Source organism: Phycicoccus sp. CSK15P-2 (genome assembly GCF_016888005.1).
In the GTDB taxonomy this organism is placed as follows: Bacteria; Actinomycetota; Actinomycetes; order Actinomycetales; family Dermatophilaceae; genus Phycicoccus.
Genome location: NZ_JAFDVE010000001.1, coordinates 1 through 16,902, shown reverse-complemented (window position 1 = coordinate 16,902; position 16,902 = coordinate 1). Strand labels below are relative to the sequence as shown.

Genomic DNA, 16,902 nt, shown 5'->3' with positions numbered 1-16,902 from the left:
TCCGAAACCGACGCCGCTCCCACGGACCGGGCCCCACCCGACGTCCGGACACGCACGCTCGCAGCGTTCCCATGGCGCCCTCCGGTCCCCCGGACGCTCCGCCTGATGACCGCCGGTCACCCCAGGGTGTCCACCCATCCGCGCAGGTCGCGGCGCGGCACGTCGTCGCTCGGAGCGCCTAGAGTCGCGTCATGCGACCACCCTTCCTCCGCGGCCCCCGGTCCGGTCCTGACCCTGCGGACCTGCCGCGCTCGCTCCCCGGCCGACCCGAGGGGTGGACGACCGGCGACGACGCCCTGCGCCCGGCGGAGTGGTCCGTCCCCCGCGGTGTCCGCACCGCCAGCGAGTGGGCCTGGCGGAGTGTCGTCATCGCGGCAGCGCTCGTGGGATTCCTGTACCTCTCCAGCCTGCTGTCCGAGGTCGTCATCCCGGTGCTCGTCGCGCTCCTGCTCTCGGCCCTGCTCCACCCGGTCTACGACCGTCTGGCCCGCATCCTGCCGCGAGGTCTCGCGGCGGGCCTCACGGTCATCGGGACGATCGCCGTCGTCTCGGGTCTGCTCTCGTTCGTCGGGTCGCAGCTGACGAGCCAGCTGGGTGACATCACCAGCCGGGTCACCGACGGCATCGAGCAGATCCGCCAGTGGGCCCAGGACAGCTTCGGCATCACGGACACCCAGCTCACCGACTACATCGCGCGCGCTCGGGACGCGTTCAGCTCGGGCAACCTCACCGACTCCCTCGCCGCCGCGGGCCTCACCGTGGGTCATCTCGTCGCCGGCTTCTTCCTCGCGCTGTTCACCCTCTTCTTCTTCCTCTACGACGGCGCCGCCATCTGGGCGTGGGTGGTCCGGGTCTTCCCCCGAGGCGCGCGCACCAAGGTGCACTCGTCGGGGCTCATCGCGTGGGGCCAGCTCGCGGCGTTCACCCGCGCGACGATCTTCGTGGCGCTCGCGGACGCCACCGGCATCGGCATCGGCGCCGCCATCCTCGGCGTCCCGTTCGCCTCGGGCATCGCCCTGCTCGTCTTCTTCGGTGCCTTCATCCCGATCGTGGGGGCGGCCGTCTCGGGGGGCGTCGCGGTCCTCCTGGCGCTCGTCGCGCTGGGGCCTGTCCAGGCACTCATCATGCTCGGAATCGTCATCGGCGTGCAGCAGCTCGAGAGTCACCTGCTGCAGCCGCTGCTCATCGGCCGTGCGATGCGGCTGCACCCGCTCGCCGTCATCCTCGCCATCGCCGCCGGTCTCATCCTCGCCGGCATCATCGGGGGTCTCATCGCGGTGCCGACCGTCGCCGTGCTCAACGCCGTCGGCCACCACCTGCTCGACTCCCCGGACGGCCCGGGAGCCCACGAGACCGAGGACCCGACCGTGCGGGACGTGCTCGGTCCGGCCGCAGTGGAGAAGGCCGAGGCCAGTGCTGCGGAGGACTCCCCGGACGCACCGATCGCGAACGACGCGACCACCACCGACCAGGACCGCGACTGAGGCAGGCCCCGGCGGCCGGCCACCGGGCCGGACGAGGGGACGAGCCGTCAGGCCCCGGCGACGCGTCGCTCGGCCAGGTCGTGCTCGTGCACCGCGGCCGGCGCCTGCGCCGGGGCGGGCGTCGGGGTGACCTCGGCCGGCGGCACGGTCGGACGCTCCGCCTTGGCCTTCATCGTGTACGTCGGCCGCGGGACGGGCACCGGGTCCCAGGTCAGGGGGATGTCGTCCTCGTCGACGAGGTGGACGTACTCGACGACCACCGGCTCGGGCTCCGGCTCGACCGCCACCTGCTCGGCCGCGGGCTGCTCGGCCGGCTCGGACGCGGCCTCGACCTGTTCGGACGTGCGCTCCACCGGGGTCGCGGCCTCGGTGGCCGCAGCCATCGCGACGACCTCCTCGGAGCCGGCCGGGTCGCCGACCGTGGTCGCGGAGGCGGGCCGCATCGCAGCCGTGCGGCGCGCGGACCTGGCCGGGGCGGCCTCCTGCCGATGACGCGTCCGACGCACCATGCGGCGCCGGCGAGCAGCCCGCAGCGCCTGCTCGGCACGGACCGCGGAGCGCACCCAGGTGAACACGAGGACGAGGCCGGCGAACGACACGAGAGGCGCCCACCAGACGAGCGCGCCGAGCACCGTGAGCGCGGCGACGAGGATGGTCGTCAGCAGCTTGGCCACGAGGACGACGGCACGCACCCGGCGGCCGGGCCGCGGACCGGACGGGCGCGGGGCCGAGCGGGGCGCGAGCGGCTCGGTGACCGTCGGTGTGGGTGGCGCGGTGGCGGGGACGGACCGCTCCATCGCGACCTGCGGTCGTGCTGGGCGCCTCGGGTGCACGGACCAGGAGCGCGGCGCCGGGTCGGACAGGTCGGTGCTCGGGATCGGCGTACGCCGTTCGAGGACGCGCATCGCGGCGCTGAGCTGCTCGACGGAGCGGGCGGTGGCCAGATGGTCGCGACGGCGGATCCAGTACTGCACGAAGTAGGCAGCCCACACCCCGATGACGACGAGGAAGATCAGGCTGGACTCGGACCGCACGGCACCGACGGTAGGCGCGCCCGGTCCCTCTCCGTGGCACCCGCCCCGGTGTGTCGCGGAAGTGACGTGTGTGACGACTGTGTCGGACGGGGCTACGGTGCAGCCGGACCCGTCATCCGGACCAGGCGGTCGAGCACCGGCTCGCCCCGACAGTCCTCGACGGTGAGCGCGAACGCCAGGTGGTCGCGCCACGCGCCGTCGATGTGCAGGTACCACGGCCGGAGTCCCTCGGGACGGAACCCCAGCTTGCGCACGACCGCGAGGCTCGCGACGTTCTCGGGACGGATGTTGATCTCGATCCGGTGCAGGCCCACCCGGCCGAAGAGATGGTCCGCCACGAGGGCGACGGCCGTCGGGACCACGAGGCGCCCCGCCTCGGACCGGCTGACCCAGTAGCCGACCGTGCACGAGCGGAACGACCCGTACACGACGGTGCCGATGGTCAGCTGTCCGACGAGCCGTCCGCCCACCTCGATGACCAACGGGAGCATCCGCCCCGCCTCGGCCTCCGTCTCGTACTGCCGCACGAGCTCCGCGAACCGCCGAGGCACGTCGTTCGGGTCCGGGCTCGTCGCGTCCCACGGCCGGAGCCAGTCGGCGTTCGCCCGTCGAGTGTCCTGGAAGGCGGCCTCGTCGTCGAGGGCGAGGGGGCGGAGCGTCAGCGCGACCCCGACGGGGGTGAGACCCGTGAGGCGCACCGGCCACACCCACTCCGGGGGTGCCGGGGAACGGCGCCGGCTCGGGCGGTGCCGCCGCAGCCGCATCAGTGGTCGCCACCCCGTGCCTGGTCGAGGGCATGCGGCAGGACGCCGGCGAGGACGTCGAGGGCATCCTTCACCCCACCGGACGAGCCGGGGAGGTTCACCACGAGCGTCCGGCCGGCGAGCCCCGCGAGCCCGCGCGAGAGCATCGCCGTCGGGACGCCCTTGGACACCCCCGCAGCACGGATGGCCTCGGCGATGCCCGGCACCTCGCGGTCGAGGAGCGGCCGGGTCGCCTCGGGCGTGCCGTCCGTCGGCGTGATCCCGGTGCCGCCGGTCGTCAGCACGAGCTCGACCCCTGAGGCCACGGCGGCGGCGAGCGCCTCGGCGACCTCCGGCCCGTCCGGGACGACCGTGGGCTCGGGGACCTCGCACCCCCAGGCGCGCAGCCGCTCGACCACCGCAGCACCCCCGCGGTCCGGGTAGACGCCGCGCGCCGCGCGGGTCGAGCAGGTGACGACGACGGCCCGGAGCCCATCGAGCGGACGCTCGCTCACGGCGCCTCCTCGGCCCAGTCGCCCGAGCGGCCACCGGACTTGGCCGTGACCCGGACGTCGGTGATCCGGGCGTGCTTGTCGACGGCCTTGACCATGTCGACCAGTGCCAGGGCCCCGACCGTGACCGCGGTGAGTGCTTCCATCTCGATGCCGGTGCGGTCGGCGGTGCGGACCTCGGCGCGCAGGTCGACACCGTCGTCGACCACGGTGAGATCGACCTCGACGGCGTGCACCGCGACGGGGTGCGCGAGCGGGACGAGGTCGGGGGTGCGCTTGACGGCCTGGATGGCGGCGACCCTCGCGACGGCGAGCGCGTCGCCCTTGGGCACCGTGCCGTCCCGGAGCGCGCCGACCGCCGTGGCCGAGAGGAGTACCCGGCCCCGGGCCTCGGCGCGGCGGGCGGTCACCTGCTTGGCCGAGACGTCGACCATGTGCGCCGTGCCGTCGGCGCGGACGTGGGTGAGCCCGGAGCGGGGAGAGTCGTCAGCCACGGTGTCGATCCTGCCCGAGGAGCGGGACGCAGCGGACGGTGTCGCCGGCCCGGACGTGCTCGACACCGACCGGCACCAGCGCCAGCGCCGTGGCGAGCCCGAGGGCGCCGACCATGTGCGACCCCTGGCCACCGGAGCGCCGGACGACGCCTCCGTCCTCCACGACCCGGGTCAGCTCGAGCTTCTCCCGCACCGTGGACCAGTCCTCCCCCGCCACGGCGTCGAAGCCACCGTCGTCCCCCGCGTCCCGTCCGGCCAGCCGGCGCAGCGCCGGGAGGACGAACACATGGAACGACGCGAACGAGCTGACCGGGTTGCCGGGAAGGGTCACGACGGCGGCCGCTCCAGGAACGGCGCCGCAGCCCTGCGGCATGCCGGGGCGCATCGCGACCTTGACGAACTCGACCCCGCCGACCTCGCTCAGCACCTCCTTGACGGTGTCGTAGACACCCATCGAGACCCCACCGCTCGTGATGACGAGGTCGGGGTCACCCTCGGGTGCCGTGAGGAAGGCCCGCACCGCGTCGGCGTCGTCGGGCAGGTGGACCGCGGCCACGACCTCCCCGTCGGCCGCCTCGACGAGCGCACCCAGCATCGCGTTGTTGGAGTCGACGATCTGGCCGTGCTCGAGCCGCGAACCGACCGGGACGAGCTCGTCGCCGGTGGAGACGACCGCGACCCGGGGCCGACGGTGCACCGGCACCTCGGCGATGTTCGCGGCGGCCAGCAGCGCCACGTGGCCCGGACCCACGAGGGTCCCGGCCCGCAGCACGGTCTGCCCCGCCCGGACGTCCTCGCCCTGTCGCCGGACGTGCCGGCCGACCTCCGGTGCGAGTCGCACGCCGACCCGGGTGGCGCCTCCGTCGGTGGCCTCGACGGGGACGACCGCGTCGCAGCCGTCCGGCAGCGGGGCACCGGTCATGATCCGCAGCGCCCGTCCGGGCTCCAGCACGTGACGCCGGATGTCCCCGGCCGCGATGTCGCCGTCGACGGCCAGGGTCACCGGTGCGACCTCGGTGGCGGTGGCGAGGTCTGCGGCACGGACCGCGTAGCCGTCCATCGCCGAGTTGTCGAACCCGGGCAGGTCCACGGCCGCGACGGCGTCCTCGGCGAGAACCCGCCCGAGGGCCGCGCGGACGGGGACGGCGGTGGCCGGCAGTGGGGTGACGAGTGCGAGCACCGCCTCCCGGTGCTCCTCGACCGAGCGCATCAGACGTCGCCCTCGAGGCGCGCGCCGTCGGGGATATCCCGGGTGTCCCCGGTGACGCGCACGTCCCCGATGCACACGACACCCGTCCCGAAGGTGGCGTCGGCCTCCACCCGCAGGCTCGTGCACTCCCGCAGGCTCGGGACCCCGCCCGGGAAGCGCTCCTCGAAGCCCCCGACGAGCTTGTACGGCTTGGCGAGGTCGACGAAGGGCTCCGGGCGGTCCGACACGGCCTCGACGCTGCCGTCGGCGGCGAGGCGGTAGAGGTCGCTGCGGATGAGCAGCAGCTCGTTCGTCGTCTTGACCGGCCGGAAGCGGGTGCGGGGCACGGCGACCGCCCGGGCGCCGTCGAAGATCTCGACCGCCGCCCCCATCGCCGACTCGATCTGGATGACGGGTGTGGACGTGGCGTCCGTGGGGTCGACGGTCTTGCGGTTGACGATGAGCGGCAGCCCGAGGACGCCGTCACGCTCGTCGAGGCGGGCGGCGAGGGCGCCGAGGTCGACCCAGAGGTTGTTCGTGTGGAAGAACCGGTGCCGGTCGATGTCCTGGAAGTAGTGGTCCTCGCCGTCGGCGACCATCGCGCTGTCCCGCAGGACCAGGCGTCCGTCCGCCCGGCGGACGACCAGCTGCCCGCCCTTGCGGTCGTTCGCGGTGCGCGGGCAGACCTCGGCGACGTAGGGGATGCCCTCGGCGGCCATCCACGCGGGGACCGCGCCGTCGCACGTGGCGCCGAGGTTGTCGGCGTTGGAGAGGAACAGGTACCGGTAGCCGCGCTCGCGCAGGGTGTCGAGCAGCCCGCTCGTGCGGAGCGAGACGTAGACGTCGCCGTGACCGGGCGGGCACCACTCGAGCTCGGGGTCGACCGGCCACTCGACGGGGAAGAGGTCGTCGGCCCGGACCTTCGGCTCCTTGCTCTGGACGAAGTCGAGCGGGAGACCCTCGACCTCGAGACCGGGATGGCCGCGCAGGACGGCGAGCGACTCGTCACGGGTGCGGAACGAGTTCATGAGCAGCAGCGGCACCGTGACGCCGTAGCGCTCCCGCAGGGCGAGCACCTGCTCGGCGATGACGTCGAGGAAGGTCCGCCCCTCCCGGACCTCGAGAGCCGACTTCGGCCCCTGCACGCCCATGCCCGTGCCGAGCCCGCCGTTGAGCTTGACGACGACCGTGCGGCCCAGCGCCTCGCGGACCGCGTTCTCGTCGTCCGGGCGGACGTCGGCCAGGGCGGGGACCTCGGTGAGGGGCTCGACGGTGTCCTCGGGGATGGTCCCCGTCGTGTCGGAGCCGAGCTGCTCGTGGAAGCTCGCGAAGACCCGGATCGCGAGGTCGTCCACGCCAGCCCGACGCATCGTCCCGGTCGCCGCCCGCAGCGCCTCGCTCGTCATGTCGCCACCCTACGATGATGTCCGTGCCGGGCATCCCGAAGAGGTCTCGCCGAGCGTCCGCGCGGGCCCGGCGGCGCGAGCTCGCGGGCCGTCGGGACCGCGTCGTCGACAGCACCGCCCTGGCGCGCGGCGGCCTGGCCCTCGTCGACGACCTGGGGCTCGGCCCAGGGCACACGGTCACGTCGTACGAGTCGCTCCCGGTCGAGCCCCCGACCGAGGCGCTCAACACCGCGCTCGTGGCCGCCGGGATGCGGGTGCTCGTGCCGCTCACGCTGCCGGATTTCGACCTCGACTGGGCCGACGTCCGCGACCCCGACCGCGAACCGCTCGGGCTCGACGCCGTCGGCAGCGCGTCGCTCGTCCTCGCCCCGGGCCTGGGGGTGGACGGGGCCGGCACCCGGCTCGGCCAGGGCGGTGGCTGCTACGACCGCGCGCTGCTGCGCGCTCCCGGTGTCCCTGTCGTGGTGCTGCTACACCCCGGTGAGCTCCTCGGCGCGGCGGACCAGCCGCTGCCCCGGGAGCCCCACGACGTCCCCGTCAGCGGTGTCCTCACCGCGGACGGGTACGTGGGGCTCCCGGTGACTGCCTAGCGGTGGATGCCGGGCGTCCGGACGCGGTCGCCGGGGCGGAGCCCTCCGGTGTCGCCGGACGTGCGGGGTACTCGTCAGGAACCGTCGGGGGCGTCCGGGCGCAGGGTCATGACGTCCGGGTCGGTGCTCTCGACGGCCTCCCGGCTGAAGGGCCAGGGACGCTGGCGACCGGCGATCCAGTCACCGGTCTGGTCGTCCCAGTGCTCGTCGGTCGCGTGGCCGCTGACACCGGTCTGGTTGATCCAGGTCGAGGCGTCGAGGTCGGAGAGGTCGACGACCATCCGCATCGACGGGGTGGAGGTCACCTCGTAGCCCTCACCCGCGTTCCAGCTGTTGGCGTTGACGACGGCCGACCCTCCGGGGAGGTCGAACGGACCTTCGTTGAACAGCCAGCGCACCGGGCCGGGGACGCTCTCGTCGCCGAACACCTTGTGCTCCATCGTGAGGCGGTGCAGCTTGCCCCACTCCCAGCTCTTGGGGTCCTTGCCGAGCTCGCGGGTGAGCTCGAGGCGGGCCTGGACGAGCGCCTGGCGCAGGATCTCGTCCTTGCCCTCCGTGACGTTCGGGGTCAGCTTGTTGTCCCACCAGTCGCTCTCGGGGTCCGCGAGGAGGTTCTGCACCGCCGCCCGCCACCGCGCACCGCCGTCGGCCCTCAGCTCGGTCGGGAGCTCGTCGTCGAAGAGCAGCTCGCACAGGTTGCTCCACACCGCGTAGTAGTAGGCCGCCGCGGCCGAGGAGTCCGAGTCGGAGTCCGAGGCCGGCGTCGACCGGTCCCACCCGCGCAGCAGCGTGCGCGCCTCCTCGGTGAAGTCGAGCAGGTCCTGCTGCTCGGGCTCGCTGTCGGGCGCCTCGAGCGGCACCCCGAGGAGGGACGGCACGAGCACCTGGGCGAAGAGGTCCTCGTCGTCCATCTGGATGTCGGCCATGTCGGCGGGGGTCACGGTGTCGAGCTCGGCGAGCCGCTGCGAGATGCGGGTGCTGCGCCATCCCGCGTACCACTCGGTGGTGAGGAACGGCGAGCTGCCCGCCATGACGGCCTGGTTGGCCGCGACGATCGTCCCGTCGTCGGGGTCGAGGGTCCACGGCAGGTCGGTGAACTCGACGTACCCGCTCCAGTCGTAGCGGGAGTCCCACCCCGGTGCGGGCCAGTAGCCGGGCGGGCTCTTCGGGATCGCGGCCCGCCGGATCGGGATACGGCCGGGAGCCTGGTAGCCGATGTGCCCGGCGGTGTCGGCGTACACGAGGTTCTGGGCAGGGACGGCGAACGAGCGGGCCGCCTCACGGAACTCCGCCCACGTCGACGCGAGGTTGAGGCGGAGGATGGCGTCGGCGGTACGGCCCGTCTCCAGGCCCGTCCACGCGAGGGACACCGCGTAGTCCTCGGTCTCGTCCTCCTCCTCCGGCGTGGGCGCCCGCTGCCCGGCATCGCGGGCAGCCTTGACGACGTCCGACATGACGGGGCCGTGCTCGGTGGCCCGCACCGTGATCTTCTGGTCGGCGGCACCGGCCACCTTGATCGTCTCCTCCCGCACGGTCAGCGGGATCTCCTCGCCGTCGCGGACGTAGGTGTCGCCGACGATCCGCTCGAGGTAGAAGTCCGTGACGTCCGGGCCGAGGTTCGTGAACCCCCAGGCGATGTCGGCGTTGTGGCCGATGATCACGCCGGGCACCCCGGCGAACGAGAAGCCCGAGACGTCCAGGGCGCAGGACGGCCCGACGGTGCGGCAGTGCAGGCTGTTCTGGATCCAGATGCCCGGCTGGGACGTCGCGAGGTGCGGGTCGTTCGCGAGGAGCGGCCTGCCGGTGCTCGTCCGGGTCCCCGACAGGACCCACGAGTTGGAGCCGATGCCGTCTCCCCGGCCCACGAGCTCGGGGACCGCGTCCATGGCCTGCTGCACGGCGGCGTAGGCGCTGACCGCGGCGGGGGAGGTCGTCTCCGCGACGACGGTCTCGGCGTCGGCCACCCCCTGCGCCCCGTCACCGTCGGTGACGAGCGCGCTCGGCGTCGCCGCGCCGGACGGTGCCCGCCCCGGACGCCACTCGTCGTCCGAGAGGATCGGCGGGCGCAGGTCGGGAGCGTAGGGAGGGTAGATCTCGGCGATCTGCTTCGCGGTGAGACGACCGTTCAGCTGGGCCCGGGCGAGCTCGTCGTCGTAGTCGCCGCGCAGGTCCCAGGCCATCGCCTTGAGCCAGGAGAGGCTGTCGACCGGCGTCCAGTCCTCGATGTCGCCGAGCGGGTGCTGGAGCCCGAGCACGGTGTACTCCAGGGAGACGTCGCCCGGGCTGCGACCGCGCAGGTAGCGGTTGACGCCGTCCGCGTAGGCCTGGAGCACCTGGCGGGTCTCGGGCTCGAGGGTGGGCAGCTCCTGCTCCGCGACGCGGCGCCAGCCCATGGTCCGGATCACCTTGTCGGTCTCGAACCCGGCGGACCCGACGAGCTCCGAGAGCCGCCCGGCGGTGACGTGCCGACGGAGGTCCATCTCGAAGAACCGCTCCTGGGCGTGCACGTACCCCTGCGCGCGGGCGAGGTCGGTGATGCTGTCGCCGTAGATGTGCGGGATGCCGCTGCCGTCGCGGAGGACCTCGACGTCCGCGCCGAGGCCCGGCAGCGAGGCCTCACCCGACCGGGTGGGCAGCGAGTCGCGGGCCGCCGAGACCACGACGACACCGGCGACCACCGCCGCGACGACCACGGCGGCGACGAGTCCCAGCAGGATGCGGCGGACGACGACGAGGCGGGGCACCCTGCGAGACTAGGACACCTCTCCCGCCGAGACGAGGACGGTCCCCGTGACACCCAGATGGGCGCTCCCTGCGGCGTCCGACGGTGCCTCCGCGGGCTTCACCCTCGACGACCTCGCGAGCGCGCTGCTCGTCGGCAGTCTCGTGCTCGTCGTCGCCGTCGTCGCGGTCCGTCTCTCGCTGCGCTCGGGGCTCCCGTCGCTGCTCATCTACCTCGGGATCGGGCTCGTCCTCGGCGAGTCGGGCATCGGCATCCGCTACGACTCCGAGCAGCTGACGCAGGTCCTCGGGTACGCCGCACTGGTCCTCATCCTCGTCGAGGGCGGCATCACGACGCAGTGGTCGGGGATCCGGCGCTCGGTCGCCCCCGCCGCGGTGCTGTCGACGGTCGGGGTCGCGGTGAGCGTCGTGGTCGTCGGGGTCGTCGCCCGGTTCGTCCTCGGCTGGTCCTGGGAGGTCTCGTTCCTCATCGGCGCCGTCGTCGCCTCCACGGACGCCGCGGCGGTCTTCTCGGTGCTCCGTCGGGTCCCCCTGCCGCGCCGGGTCTCGGGCATGCTCGAGGCCGAGTCCGGCTTCAACGACGCGCCGGTCGTGCTCCTCGTCACCGCACTCGCCGGGGCGGTCGCGCCGAGCGGCGAGCCGGAGCCGTGGTGGCACATCCTGCTCGTCGCCGTGGCCGAGCTCGCCGGGGGCACCGTCGTGGGCCTGGCGGTCGGGTGGCTCGGGGCCCGGCTGCTGCGCGTCGTCGCCACCGCCTCGTCGGCGCTCTTCGCCATCGGCACCCTCGCCGTGGCCGTCCTCGCCTACGGCGCAGCCGACTCGGTGCACACCTCGGGGTTCATCGCCTGCTACCTGGCGGCGCTCGTCCTCGGCAACGTCCAGCTCCCGCACCGCCCGTCCGTCGTCGGGTTCGCGACCGCCGTCGGATGGCTCGCGCAGATCGGGCTCTTCGTCCTCCTCGGGCTGCTCGCCTCCCCGTCGGGCTTCGCCGACCAGGTCGTGCCCGCCCTCGTCATCGGTGCCGCGGTGCTGCTCCTCGCCCGGCCGCTCTCGGTCGTCGTGTCCCTCACCCCCTTCGGGATGGGCTGGCGCACCCAGGCGTTCCTGTCCTGGGCCGGGCTGCGCGGCGCGGTGCCCGTCGTGCTCGCTACCGTCCCGGTGACCACCGGGGCGAGCGGCGTCACGTGGATGTTCGAGCTCGTGTTCGTCCTCGTCGTCGTCTTCACCGTCATCCAGGCGCCGACCCTGCCCTGGATGGCGCGGCGGCTGGGCCTGGACACCTCGCACCAGACCCTCGACCTCGCCGTCGAGGCCACCCCGCTCGCCGACCTCGGGGCGGAGCTCCTCGAGGTCGACGTCGGCCCCGAGTCGCGGATCGGCGGGGTCCGGGTCTTCGAGCTGCGCCTCCCGCGGGGTGCCAACGTCGCGCTCGTCGTGCGCGAGGGCGGCTCGTTCGTCCCTCGCGACAGCGACATGCTGCGCCACGGCGACCAGCTGCTCGTCGTCACCCCGTCGGCCGCGCGCGAGGCGACGGAGAAGCGTCTCTACCTCGTGAGCCGCGGCGGTCGGCTCGCGGAGTGGACCGACACCTGAGGCCTCCCGGCCGGGAGGACCGGCCGGGCGTCCCGGCCGACGGGCGGCGCCTCGGCCCGTCCGGTTCGGAGCAGCCACCCTGAGCCACCCCGAGGCCGCTCAGGGTCGGGTCAGGACCGTCCCTCATGGCGGCACCCCGGCCGACACCGGGAGGCTCGTCCCCATGATCACCCTCGACAACGTCACGAAGCGCTACGGCGCGTTCGCCGCTCTGGACGGAGTCTCGTTCGAGGCCCGGCCCGGGCGCGTCACCGGCTTCCTCGGGCCGAACGGGGCCGGCAAGACGACCGCGATGCGGGTCGTCGCCGGCCTGACCCCAGCCACGTCCGGCCGAGCCACCGTGCTCGGCCGGCCGTACGCCACCCTTCCCAACCCGGGCCGGCACGTCGGGCTGCTCCTCGACGCCTCGGCCCAGCACGCCGGGCGCACCGGACGGGAGGTGCTGACCCTCGGCGCCATCCTCACCGGGGTGGACCGCCGCCGGGTCGACGAGCTCGTCGACCTCGTGGGCCTCACCGAGAAGGAGGCGAACCGGAGGGTGCGCAACTACTCGCTCGGGATGCGTCAGCGGCTCGGCATCGCGCACGCTCTCCTCGCCGACCCGGAGGTGCTGATCCTCGACGAGCCCGCCAACGGGCTCGACCCGGCGGGCATCCGATGGATGCGCGACCTGCTCAAGGGCTTCGCCGCCCAGGGCGGGACGGTGCTGCTGAGCAGCCATCTGTTGAACGAGATCGAGCGGGTGGCCGACGACATCGTCGTCATCGGCCACGGTCGGATCGTCGCGCAGGGCACCACGGACGAGCTGCTCATGGGCTCCGGGACCGTCGTGCGGTCCTCGGACGACGCCGGCCTCGGCGCCGCTCTGGTGTCCGCCGGCGTCGGGGTGAACCCCATCGCCTCCGGCGGGATGCTCGTGGACGCGGCCCCCGAGGTCGTCGGCCGGGCGGCGCTCCAGGCCGCGGTCGTCCTGCTCGAGCTGCGGACCGGTGACCAGCGGGGGCTCGAGGAGATGTTCTTCGACCTCACGAGCGACACGGCCCGCGAGGGGGTGGCGGCATGAGCACGACGACCAGCGAGACGTCGGCTCGGGCGCATCCGCCCACCGCAGGAGCGACGCTGCCCGCGCAGATCCCCGGGAACCGCCCCACGGCGGGTCTGCCGTTCACCCGGCTCGTCCACGTCGAGCTGCGCAAGATGCTCGACACCCGGGCCGGCCGCTGGCTGCTCATCGCCATCGCCGTCGTCATCGCCGGCACGCTGACGATCCTCTTCGTCCAGGACGGTGGGGAGCACCCGTTCAGCGAGTACCTGCAGGCGACGACGATGCCGATGGCGATCCTCCTGCCGGTCGTGGGCATCCTCGCCGTCACCTCCGAATGGTCCCAGCGCACCGCCCTGGTGACCTTCACCCTCGAGGCGCGGCGGTCGCGGGTCGCGTGGGCCAAGGTCACCGCGAGCCTGCTCGTCGGGGTCGTCGCCGTCGCGTTCTCGTTCGCTCTGGGGACTGCCGCACACGCCGCCGCCATCGGCCTCCGGGGCGCCACCGGGGACTGGGAGCTCGCCGGCACCGTCTGGCTCGGGGCCGCCGGCTACGTGCTCCTGGGCCTGCTCAACGGCATCGCCTTCGGGATGCTGCTGCGCAACACCCCAGCGGCGATCGTCCTGTACTTCGTCCTGCCGACCGCGTGGTCGGCTCTGGGAGCGCTGTGGTCGGGTGCGGAGAAGGCCGGACGCTGGCTGGACATGAACCGGACGATGGAGCCGCTCTTCACCGGAGACCTGAGCGGGGAGCAGTGGGCCCAGCTCGGCACCTCGGTCGCCGCCTGGGTCGCCCTGCCGCTCGCGGTCGGGATGTGGCTCATCACCCGGGTCGAGGTGAAGTAGTTCGCGCACCGACACGCCGGACACGGCCGCACGCGGTGACCCGGGTCCGGGTCACCGCGTGCGGCTGTCGGGCGTCAGCGGTAGGCGCCCGCGCCGATGTCCTCGAGCAGCGTCGGGCCGGTCGGGGTCCAGCCGAGCAGCTCCCGCGTGGCGGCGGAGCCTCCGGTCAGATCGAGGCCGAAGAACATCCCGATCCAGCCGAAGTGGTCGGCGACGTCCCCGGGGTCCACGGCGACGACGGGCAGGCCCTCCGAGCGACCGATGGCCTCGGCGATCTCACGGCTCGGGATGCCCTCCTCCCCCACGGCGTGCAGCCGCGAGCCGGCCGGCGCCCCGAGCCCGAGCACCGCGAGGCGAGCGGCGTCGGAGCGGTGGACGGCCGCCCAGCGGTTCGTGCCGTCGGCGGGGTACCCGGAGACCCCGCGCTCGCGGGCGACCCGCGTCAGCTCGGCGACGAAACCGTGGTCGCCCATCCCGTGCACCGACGGCGCGAAGCGGAGCGCGACGGCGCGCAGCCCGTCGGGGACGAGGTCGAGGACGTAGTTCTCAGCGCCACCCCGAGCGCTGTCCGGGCCCCGGGCCGGCGAGGGGTCCTCCTCGGTCGCCGGACGTCCGCGGGCGACCGTCGCGAGGCCCGAGGCGATGAGGAACGGACGGCCGCTCCCCCGGTAGACCCCGGCGACCGCCTGCACGGCCCCGCGCTCGGCCGCGTTCGATCGGGCCATGTCGGAGAAGTCGTGGAGGTTGGCGAGGTGGATCGTGGCCTCGGCGGCATCGGCACCGGCGGCGATGCCTGTCGGGTCGTCGAGATCCCCGCGTCGGACGCGCACACCCGTGGCCTCGAGGGTCGTCGCGGAGGCGTCGGACCGCGCCAGGCCGGTGACCTCGTGGCCGGCGGCGAGCAGCTCGTCGACGACGGCGGTACCGATCCATCCCGTGGCTCCGGTGACGAAGACGTGCATGGGGTTCTCCTTCGGATGATGTCGGTGGCTGACATCATTGTACATTCTGATGTCAGCGACTGTCATCATTAGGATGGAGCCATGGCACGGTGGGAGCCCGGGACGGCGGCGCGGCTGCAGCAGGCCGCGATGGAGCTGTTCACGTCCCAGGGCTTCGAACGCACCACGGCGGCCGAGATCGCCGCGGCGTGCGGCGTCACCGAGCGCACCTTCTTCCGGCACTTCACCGACAAGCGCGACGTGCTGTTCCGTGGGCAGGACGAGTTCGAGCGGGTCTTCGTCGACGCGCTGGACACCGTCTCGCCCGGCGTCACCCCGATGAAGGCCGTGATGACGGCGCTGCGCGGCGGCGCGTCGTGGTTCGACGACGAGCGTCGCCCGCACTCACGGATGCGCCAGGGCGTCATCGACGCCAACCCCCCGCTCCAGGAGCGCGAGCGGCACAAGCTCGCCGGGCTCGCGGACACCCTGGCGGGGGCGCTGCGGGCCCGCGGCGTGCCCGAGCCGGCCGCCACCCTCGCCGCCCAGACCGGGACGACCGTGTTCGGCGTCGCCTTCGGTCAGTGGATCGCCGACGGGGAGACCCGGCCGCTGGACGCCATCGCCGACGACGTCCTGCGCGAGCTCACCGCGCTGACGGGGGAGGCGTAGACCCGACTCCGCGGACGTGCTCCCGGCGCCGCCCTGGACCGGGCAGGTGGGAGCGGCGCCACGCGCCGCCGTCCGGCCCCGGGGCCGGGCGAACCCCTGCGTCCGCCCGGCCGCCCACGACACCACGAGCCCCCGGCAGTGACGCCGGGGGCTCGTGGTCCCGCCGAGGATCGCCCGGCGAGCCGGTGGAGGCCTCGTTCAGTAGCCCGCAGTGATGCGGGTGAACTGCCATTCGGCCTGCTCGATGCCGGAACAGTTCGACACGACGCCGCCATTCGGGCAGCCCCGGTCGCGGTTGACCGACCAGAAGGTGAACCGGGCCAGGCTCCGGGCCTTGGCCCAGTCCCTGATCTTCGTCCACGTCTCCGGGGTGGTCAGCTCGCGCTGGTCGGAGAGCCCGTTCATGCCGGAGATGCCCATGTGCTTGTAGGCATCGGCCTCGCTCCAGCCGAAGACCCGGCGCAGCTCGGCGTTGAGGCCCTGGGTGGCCCCGACGGTGGCCTGGTACATGTCACCGCCGCCGAAGTCGAAGGGCATCTGGGTGTAGATGTCGATCGGGACCCCGAGGTCCTTGGACCGCTGGATGAGCCGCTTGCCGTAGTACGTCGGGCCGGTGGTGGAGGTCCCGAACGTGATGATCGTCGTGATGCCGGGGTTGCGCTGCTCGACGATCTTCAGCGCGCCGAGGATCCGGTCCTGCACGGCCTCGTTCTCGAACTCGTCGGAGTTCTCGATGTCGATGTCGATCGCGGTCAGGCCGAAGGCGTCGATGACCTTCTGGTAGGCCCCGGCCAGCGCCTCGGGCGTGGAGCAGTTCGGTCCGAGCTTGTTGCCCGACCAGCCGCCGATCGACGGGATGATCGTGCCGCCGGCCGCCTTGACCTGCTGGATGTACTGCGCGTGCACCCCACCGGTCAGGCCGCTCTCACCGTCCCACGCGGGGTTGCAGCCGTTGCTGGCGAGCACGAAGGCCATCGTGAACGTCTTGATGCCCGTGGCGTTCATCACCGTCGACGGTGCGGGCGGGTTGCCCCAGCCCGGGTAGACGTACGGCGCGGCCGCCTGGCCGCCCGAGCCCCCGGGCGGTGGCGTGGTCGTGGGCGTCGGCGTGGGCGTGGGCGTGCCACCGCCTCCACCGCCGCAGGCGCCCTGGTCCTCCCAGACGTCCCACTGCCCGCTGCGCTGAGCGGGGTTCTCGTTCTGGGTCCACCACTTCGCGCGGTAGTTGTGCCCCTGGTAGGAGGCGCGGTCGCCGCCGACGTACACGGCACTCGAGGACCAGGCCGCCACACAGGCCTCGGCCGCGGAGGCCCCGACCACCGTGACGGAGGTGAGCCCCAGCGACAGGAGGACGGCCGCGAACACGGCCGAGGCCGTCCTGCGCGCCGCCCGCCGACGCCGGCGGCTCTCGTGCGTGGGGGTCTCGCGAGTCATCGTCATCCGATCTCTCCTCATCCCTTGTGCCACTTCTGGTTGGCCGTTCCTGCGCAGGTCCAGATCTGCAGCTGGGCCCCGTTGTTGTTGACCCAGTCCTTGATGTCCAGGCACTTGTTCGCCTGCGGGTTGACCAGGTCACCCGCACTCGAGAGCACCCACTTCTGCGCCGCGTTCGACG

The 16,902-nt window shown here is 73.4% G+C and carries 16 protein-coding genes; 6 read left to right on the top strand and 10 right to left on the bottom strand.

The features are described from left to right. The first annotated feature begins 191 nt into the window (after nt 1-191). Nucleotides 192-1,484: an AI-2E family transporter gene (locus tag JQN72_RS00080; RefSeq protein WP_204133114.1), complete on the top strand. Its 1,293-nt coding sequence runs from the start codon at nt 192-194 to the stop codon at nt 1,482-1,484. A gap of 47 nt (nt 1,485-1,531) precedes the next feature. On the opposite strand, the gene JQN72_RS00075 is transcribed toward JQN72_RS00080, so the two are convergent. The 6 genes from JQN72_RS00075 to JQN72_RS00050 form a co-directional block, all read right to left on the bottom strand. After that, nucleotides 1,532-2,518 carry a hypothetical protein gene (locus tag JQN72_RS00075; protein ID WP_204133113.1) on the bottom strand — a complete coding sequence of 329 codons (987 nt, stop codon included), beginning with the start codon at nt 2,516-2,518 and terminating at the stop codon, nt 1,532-1,534. Nucleotides 2,519-2,610: 92 nt separating this feature from the next. Then, entirely contained in the window at nt 2,611-3,216 is a 606-nt protein-coding gene (locus JQN72_RS00070) for a GNAT family protein (RefSeq protein ID WP_307812297.1), read from the bottom strand. Nucleotides 3,217-3,281: 65 nt separating this feature from the next. After that, complete coding sequence (locus JQN72_RS00065) at nt 3,282-3,776, bottom strand: molybdenum cofactor biosynthesis protein B (RefSeq protein ID WP_204133111.1); 495 nt, start codon at nt 3,774-3,776, stop codon at nt 3,282-3,284. Then, nucleotides 3,773-4,267, bottom strand: a complete 495-nt coding sequence (gene moaC / locus JQN72_RS00060; protein ID WP_307812296.1) for a cyclic pyranopterin monophosphate synthase MoaC — start codon at nt 4,265-4,267, stop codon at nt 3,773-3,775. The genes JQN72_RS00065 and moaC overlap by 4 nt, the downstream gene beginning before the upstream one ends. Continuing rightward, nucleotides 4,260-5,477, bottom strand: coding sequence for a gephyrin-like molybdotransferase Glp (gene glp, locus JQN72_RS00055; protein ID WP_204133110.1), 1,218 nt, complete (start codon nt 5,475-5,477; stop codon nt 4,260-4,262). The genes moaC and glp overlap by 8 nt, the downstream gene beginning before the upstream one ends. After that, the gene (locus JQN72_RS00050) at nt 5,477-6,862 is read right to left on the bottom strand and encodes a UTP--glucose-1-phosphate uridylyltransferase (protein WP_204133109.1); all 1,386 of its coding nucleotides are present in this window, start codon (nt 6,860-6,862) and stop codon (nt 5,477-5,479) included. Before JQN72_RS00050 ends, glp begins: the two co-directional genes overlap by 1 nt. 17 nt (nt 6,863-6,879) lie before the next feature. On the opposite strand from JQN72_RS00050, the gene JQN72_RS00045 reads away from it, so the two are divergent. Continuing rightward, nucleotides 6,880-7,452 (top strand): 5-formyltetrahydrofolate cyclo-ligase, encoded by a 573-nt coding sequence (locus JQN72_RS00045; RefSeq protein ID WP_239099884.1) that lies wholly within the window; start codon nt 6,880-6,882, stop codon nt 7,450-7,452. A gap of 74 nt (nt 7,453-7,526) precedes the next feature. Here the strand turns inward: JQN72_RS00045 and JQN72_RS00040 are convergent, their stop codons facing one another. Further along, the gene (locus JQN72_RS00040; protein ID WP_307812295.1) at nt 7,527-10,196 is read right to left on the bottom strand and encodes a penicillin acylase family protein; all 2,670 of its coding nucleotides are present in this window, start codon (nt 10,194-10,196) and stop codon (nt 7,527-7,529) included. A 46-nt stretch (nt 10,197-10,242) separates the two neighbouring features. On the opposite strand from JQN72_RS00040, the gene JQN72_RS00035 reads away from it, so the two are divergent. From JQN72_RS00035 to JQN72_RS00025, 3 genes are all read left to right on the top strand, one after another. Continuing rightward, nucleotides 10,243-11,787 (top strand): potassium/proton antiporter, encoded by a 1,545-nt coding sequence (locus JQN72_RS00035; protein ID WP_204133107.1) that lies wholly within the window; start codon nt 10,243-10,245, stop codon nt 11,785-11,787. 163 nt (nt 11,788-11,950) lie between these two features. After that, on the top strand, nt 11,951-12,850 hold the full coding sequence (locus tag JQN72_RS00030; RefSeq protein ID WP_204133106.1) for an ABC transporter ATP-binding protein: 900 nt from the start codon (nt 11,951-11,953) through the stop codon (nt 12,848-12,850). Further along, nucleotides 12,847-13,674, top strand: coding sequence for an ABC transporter permease (locus JQN72_RS00025; protein ID WP_204133105.1), 828 nt, complete (start codon nt 12,847-12,849; stop codon nt 13,672-13,674). The genes JQN72_RS00030 and JQN72_RS00025 overlap by 4 nt, the downstream gene beginning before the upstream one ends. Nucleotides 13,675-13,748: 74 nt before the next feature. Here JQN72_RS00025 and JQN72_RS00020 read toward each other — a convergent pair whose 3' ends face one another. Continuing rightward, nucleotides 13,749-14,636: an SDR family oxidoreductase gene (locus tag JQN72_RS00020; protein WP_204133104.1), complete on the bottom strand. Its 888-nt coding sequence runs from the start codon at nt 14,634-14,636 to the stop codon at nt 13,749-13,751. A gap of 81 nt (nt 14,637-14,717) precedes the next feature. On the opposite strand from JQN72_RS00020, the gene JQN72_RS00015 reads away from it, so the two are divergent. Further along, nucleotides 14,718-15,287 (top strand): TetR/AcrR family transcriptional regulator, encoded by a 570-nt coding sequence (locus JQN72_RS00015; RefSeq protein ID WP_204133103.1) that lies wholly within the window; start codon nt 14,718-14,720, stop codon nt 15,285-15,287. Nucleotides 15,288-15,485: 198 nt separating this feature from the next. Here JQN72_RS00015 and JQN72_RS00010 read toward each other — a convergent pair whose 3' ends face one another. Together JQN72_RS00010 and JQN72_RS00005 are read right to left on the bottom strand one after the other, a co-directional pair. Further along, nucleotides 15,486-16,727: a carbohydrate-binding protein gene (locus tag JQN72_RS00010; RefSeq protein ID WP_204133102.1), complete on the bottom strand. Its 1,242-nt coding sequence runs from the start codon at nt 16,725-16,727 to the stop codon at nt 15,486-15,488. An 11-nt stretch (nt 16,728-16,738) separates the two neighbouring features. After that, the coding region (locus JQN72_RS00005; RefSeq protein WP_204133229.1) for an RICIN domain-containing protein at nt 16,739-16,902 on the bottom strand (164 nt) is incomplete at its 5' end.

Coding starts and splice junctions, on each gene's coding strand:
- JQN72_RS00030 (WP_204133106.1), top strand. CDS start 11,951: ATGATCACCCTCGACAACGTCACGAAGCGCTACGGCGCGTTCGCCGCT.
- glp (WP_204133110.1), bottom strand. CDS start 5,477: ATGCGCTCGGTCGAGGAGCACCGGGAGGCGGTGCTCGCACTCGTCACC.
- JQN72_RS00010 (WP_204133102.1), bottom strand. CDS start 16,727: ATGACGATGACTCGCGAGACCCCCACGCACGAGAGCCGCCGGCGTCGG.
- JQN72_RS00015 (WP_204133103.1), top strand. CDS start 14,718: ATGGCACGGTGGGAGCCCGGGACGGCGGCGCGGCTGCAGCAGGCCGCG.
- JQN72_RS00025 (WP_204133105.1), top strand. CDS start 12,847: ATGAGCACGACGACCAGCGAGACGTCGGCTCGGGCGCATCCGCCCACC.
- JQN72_RS00080 (WP_204133114.1), top strand. CDS start 192: ATGCGACCACCCTTCCTCCGCGGCCCCCGGTCCGGTCCTGACCCTGCG.
- JQN72_RS00020 (WP_204133104.1), bottom strand. CDS start 14,636: ATGCACGTCTTCGTCACCGGAGCCACGGGATGGATCGGTACCGCCGTC.
- JQN72_RS00045 (WP_239099884.1), top strand. CDS start 6,880: ATGTCCGTGCCGGGCATCCCGAAGAGGTCTCGCCGAGCGTCCGCGCGG.
- JQN72_RS00050 (WP_204133109.1), bottom strand. CDS start 6,862: ATGACGAGCGAGGCGCTGCGGGCGGCGACCGGGACGATGCGTCGGGCT.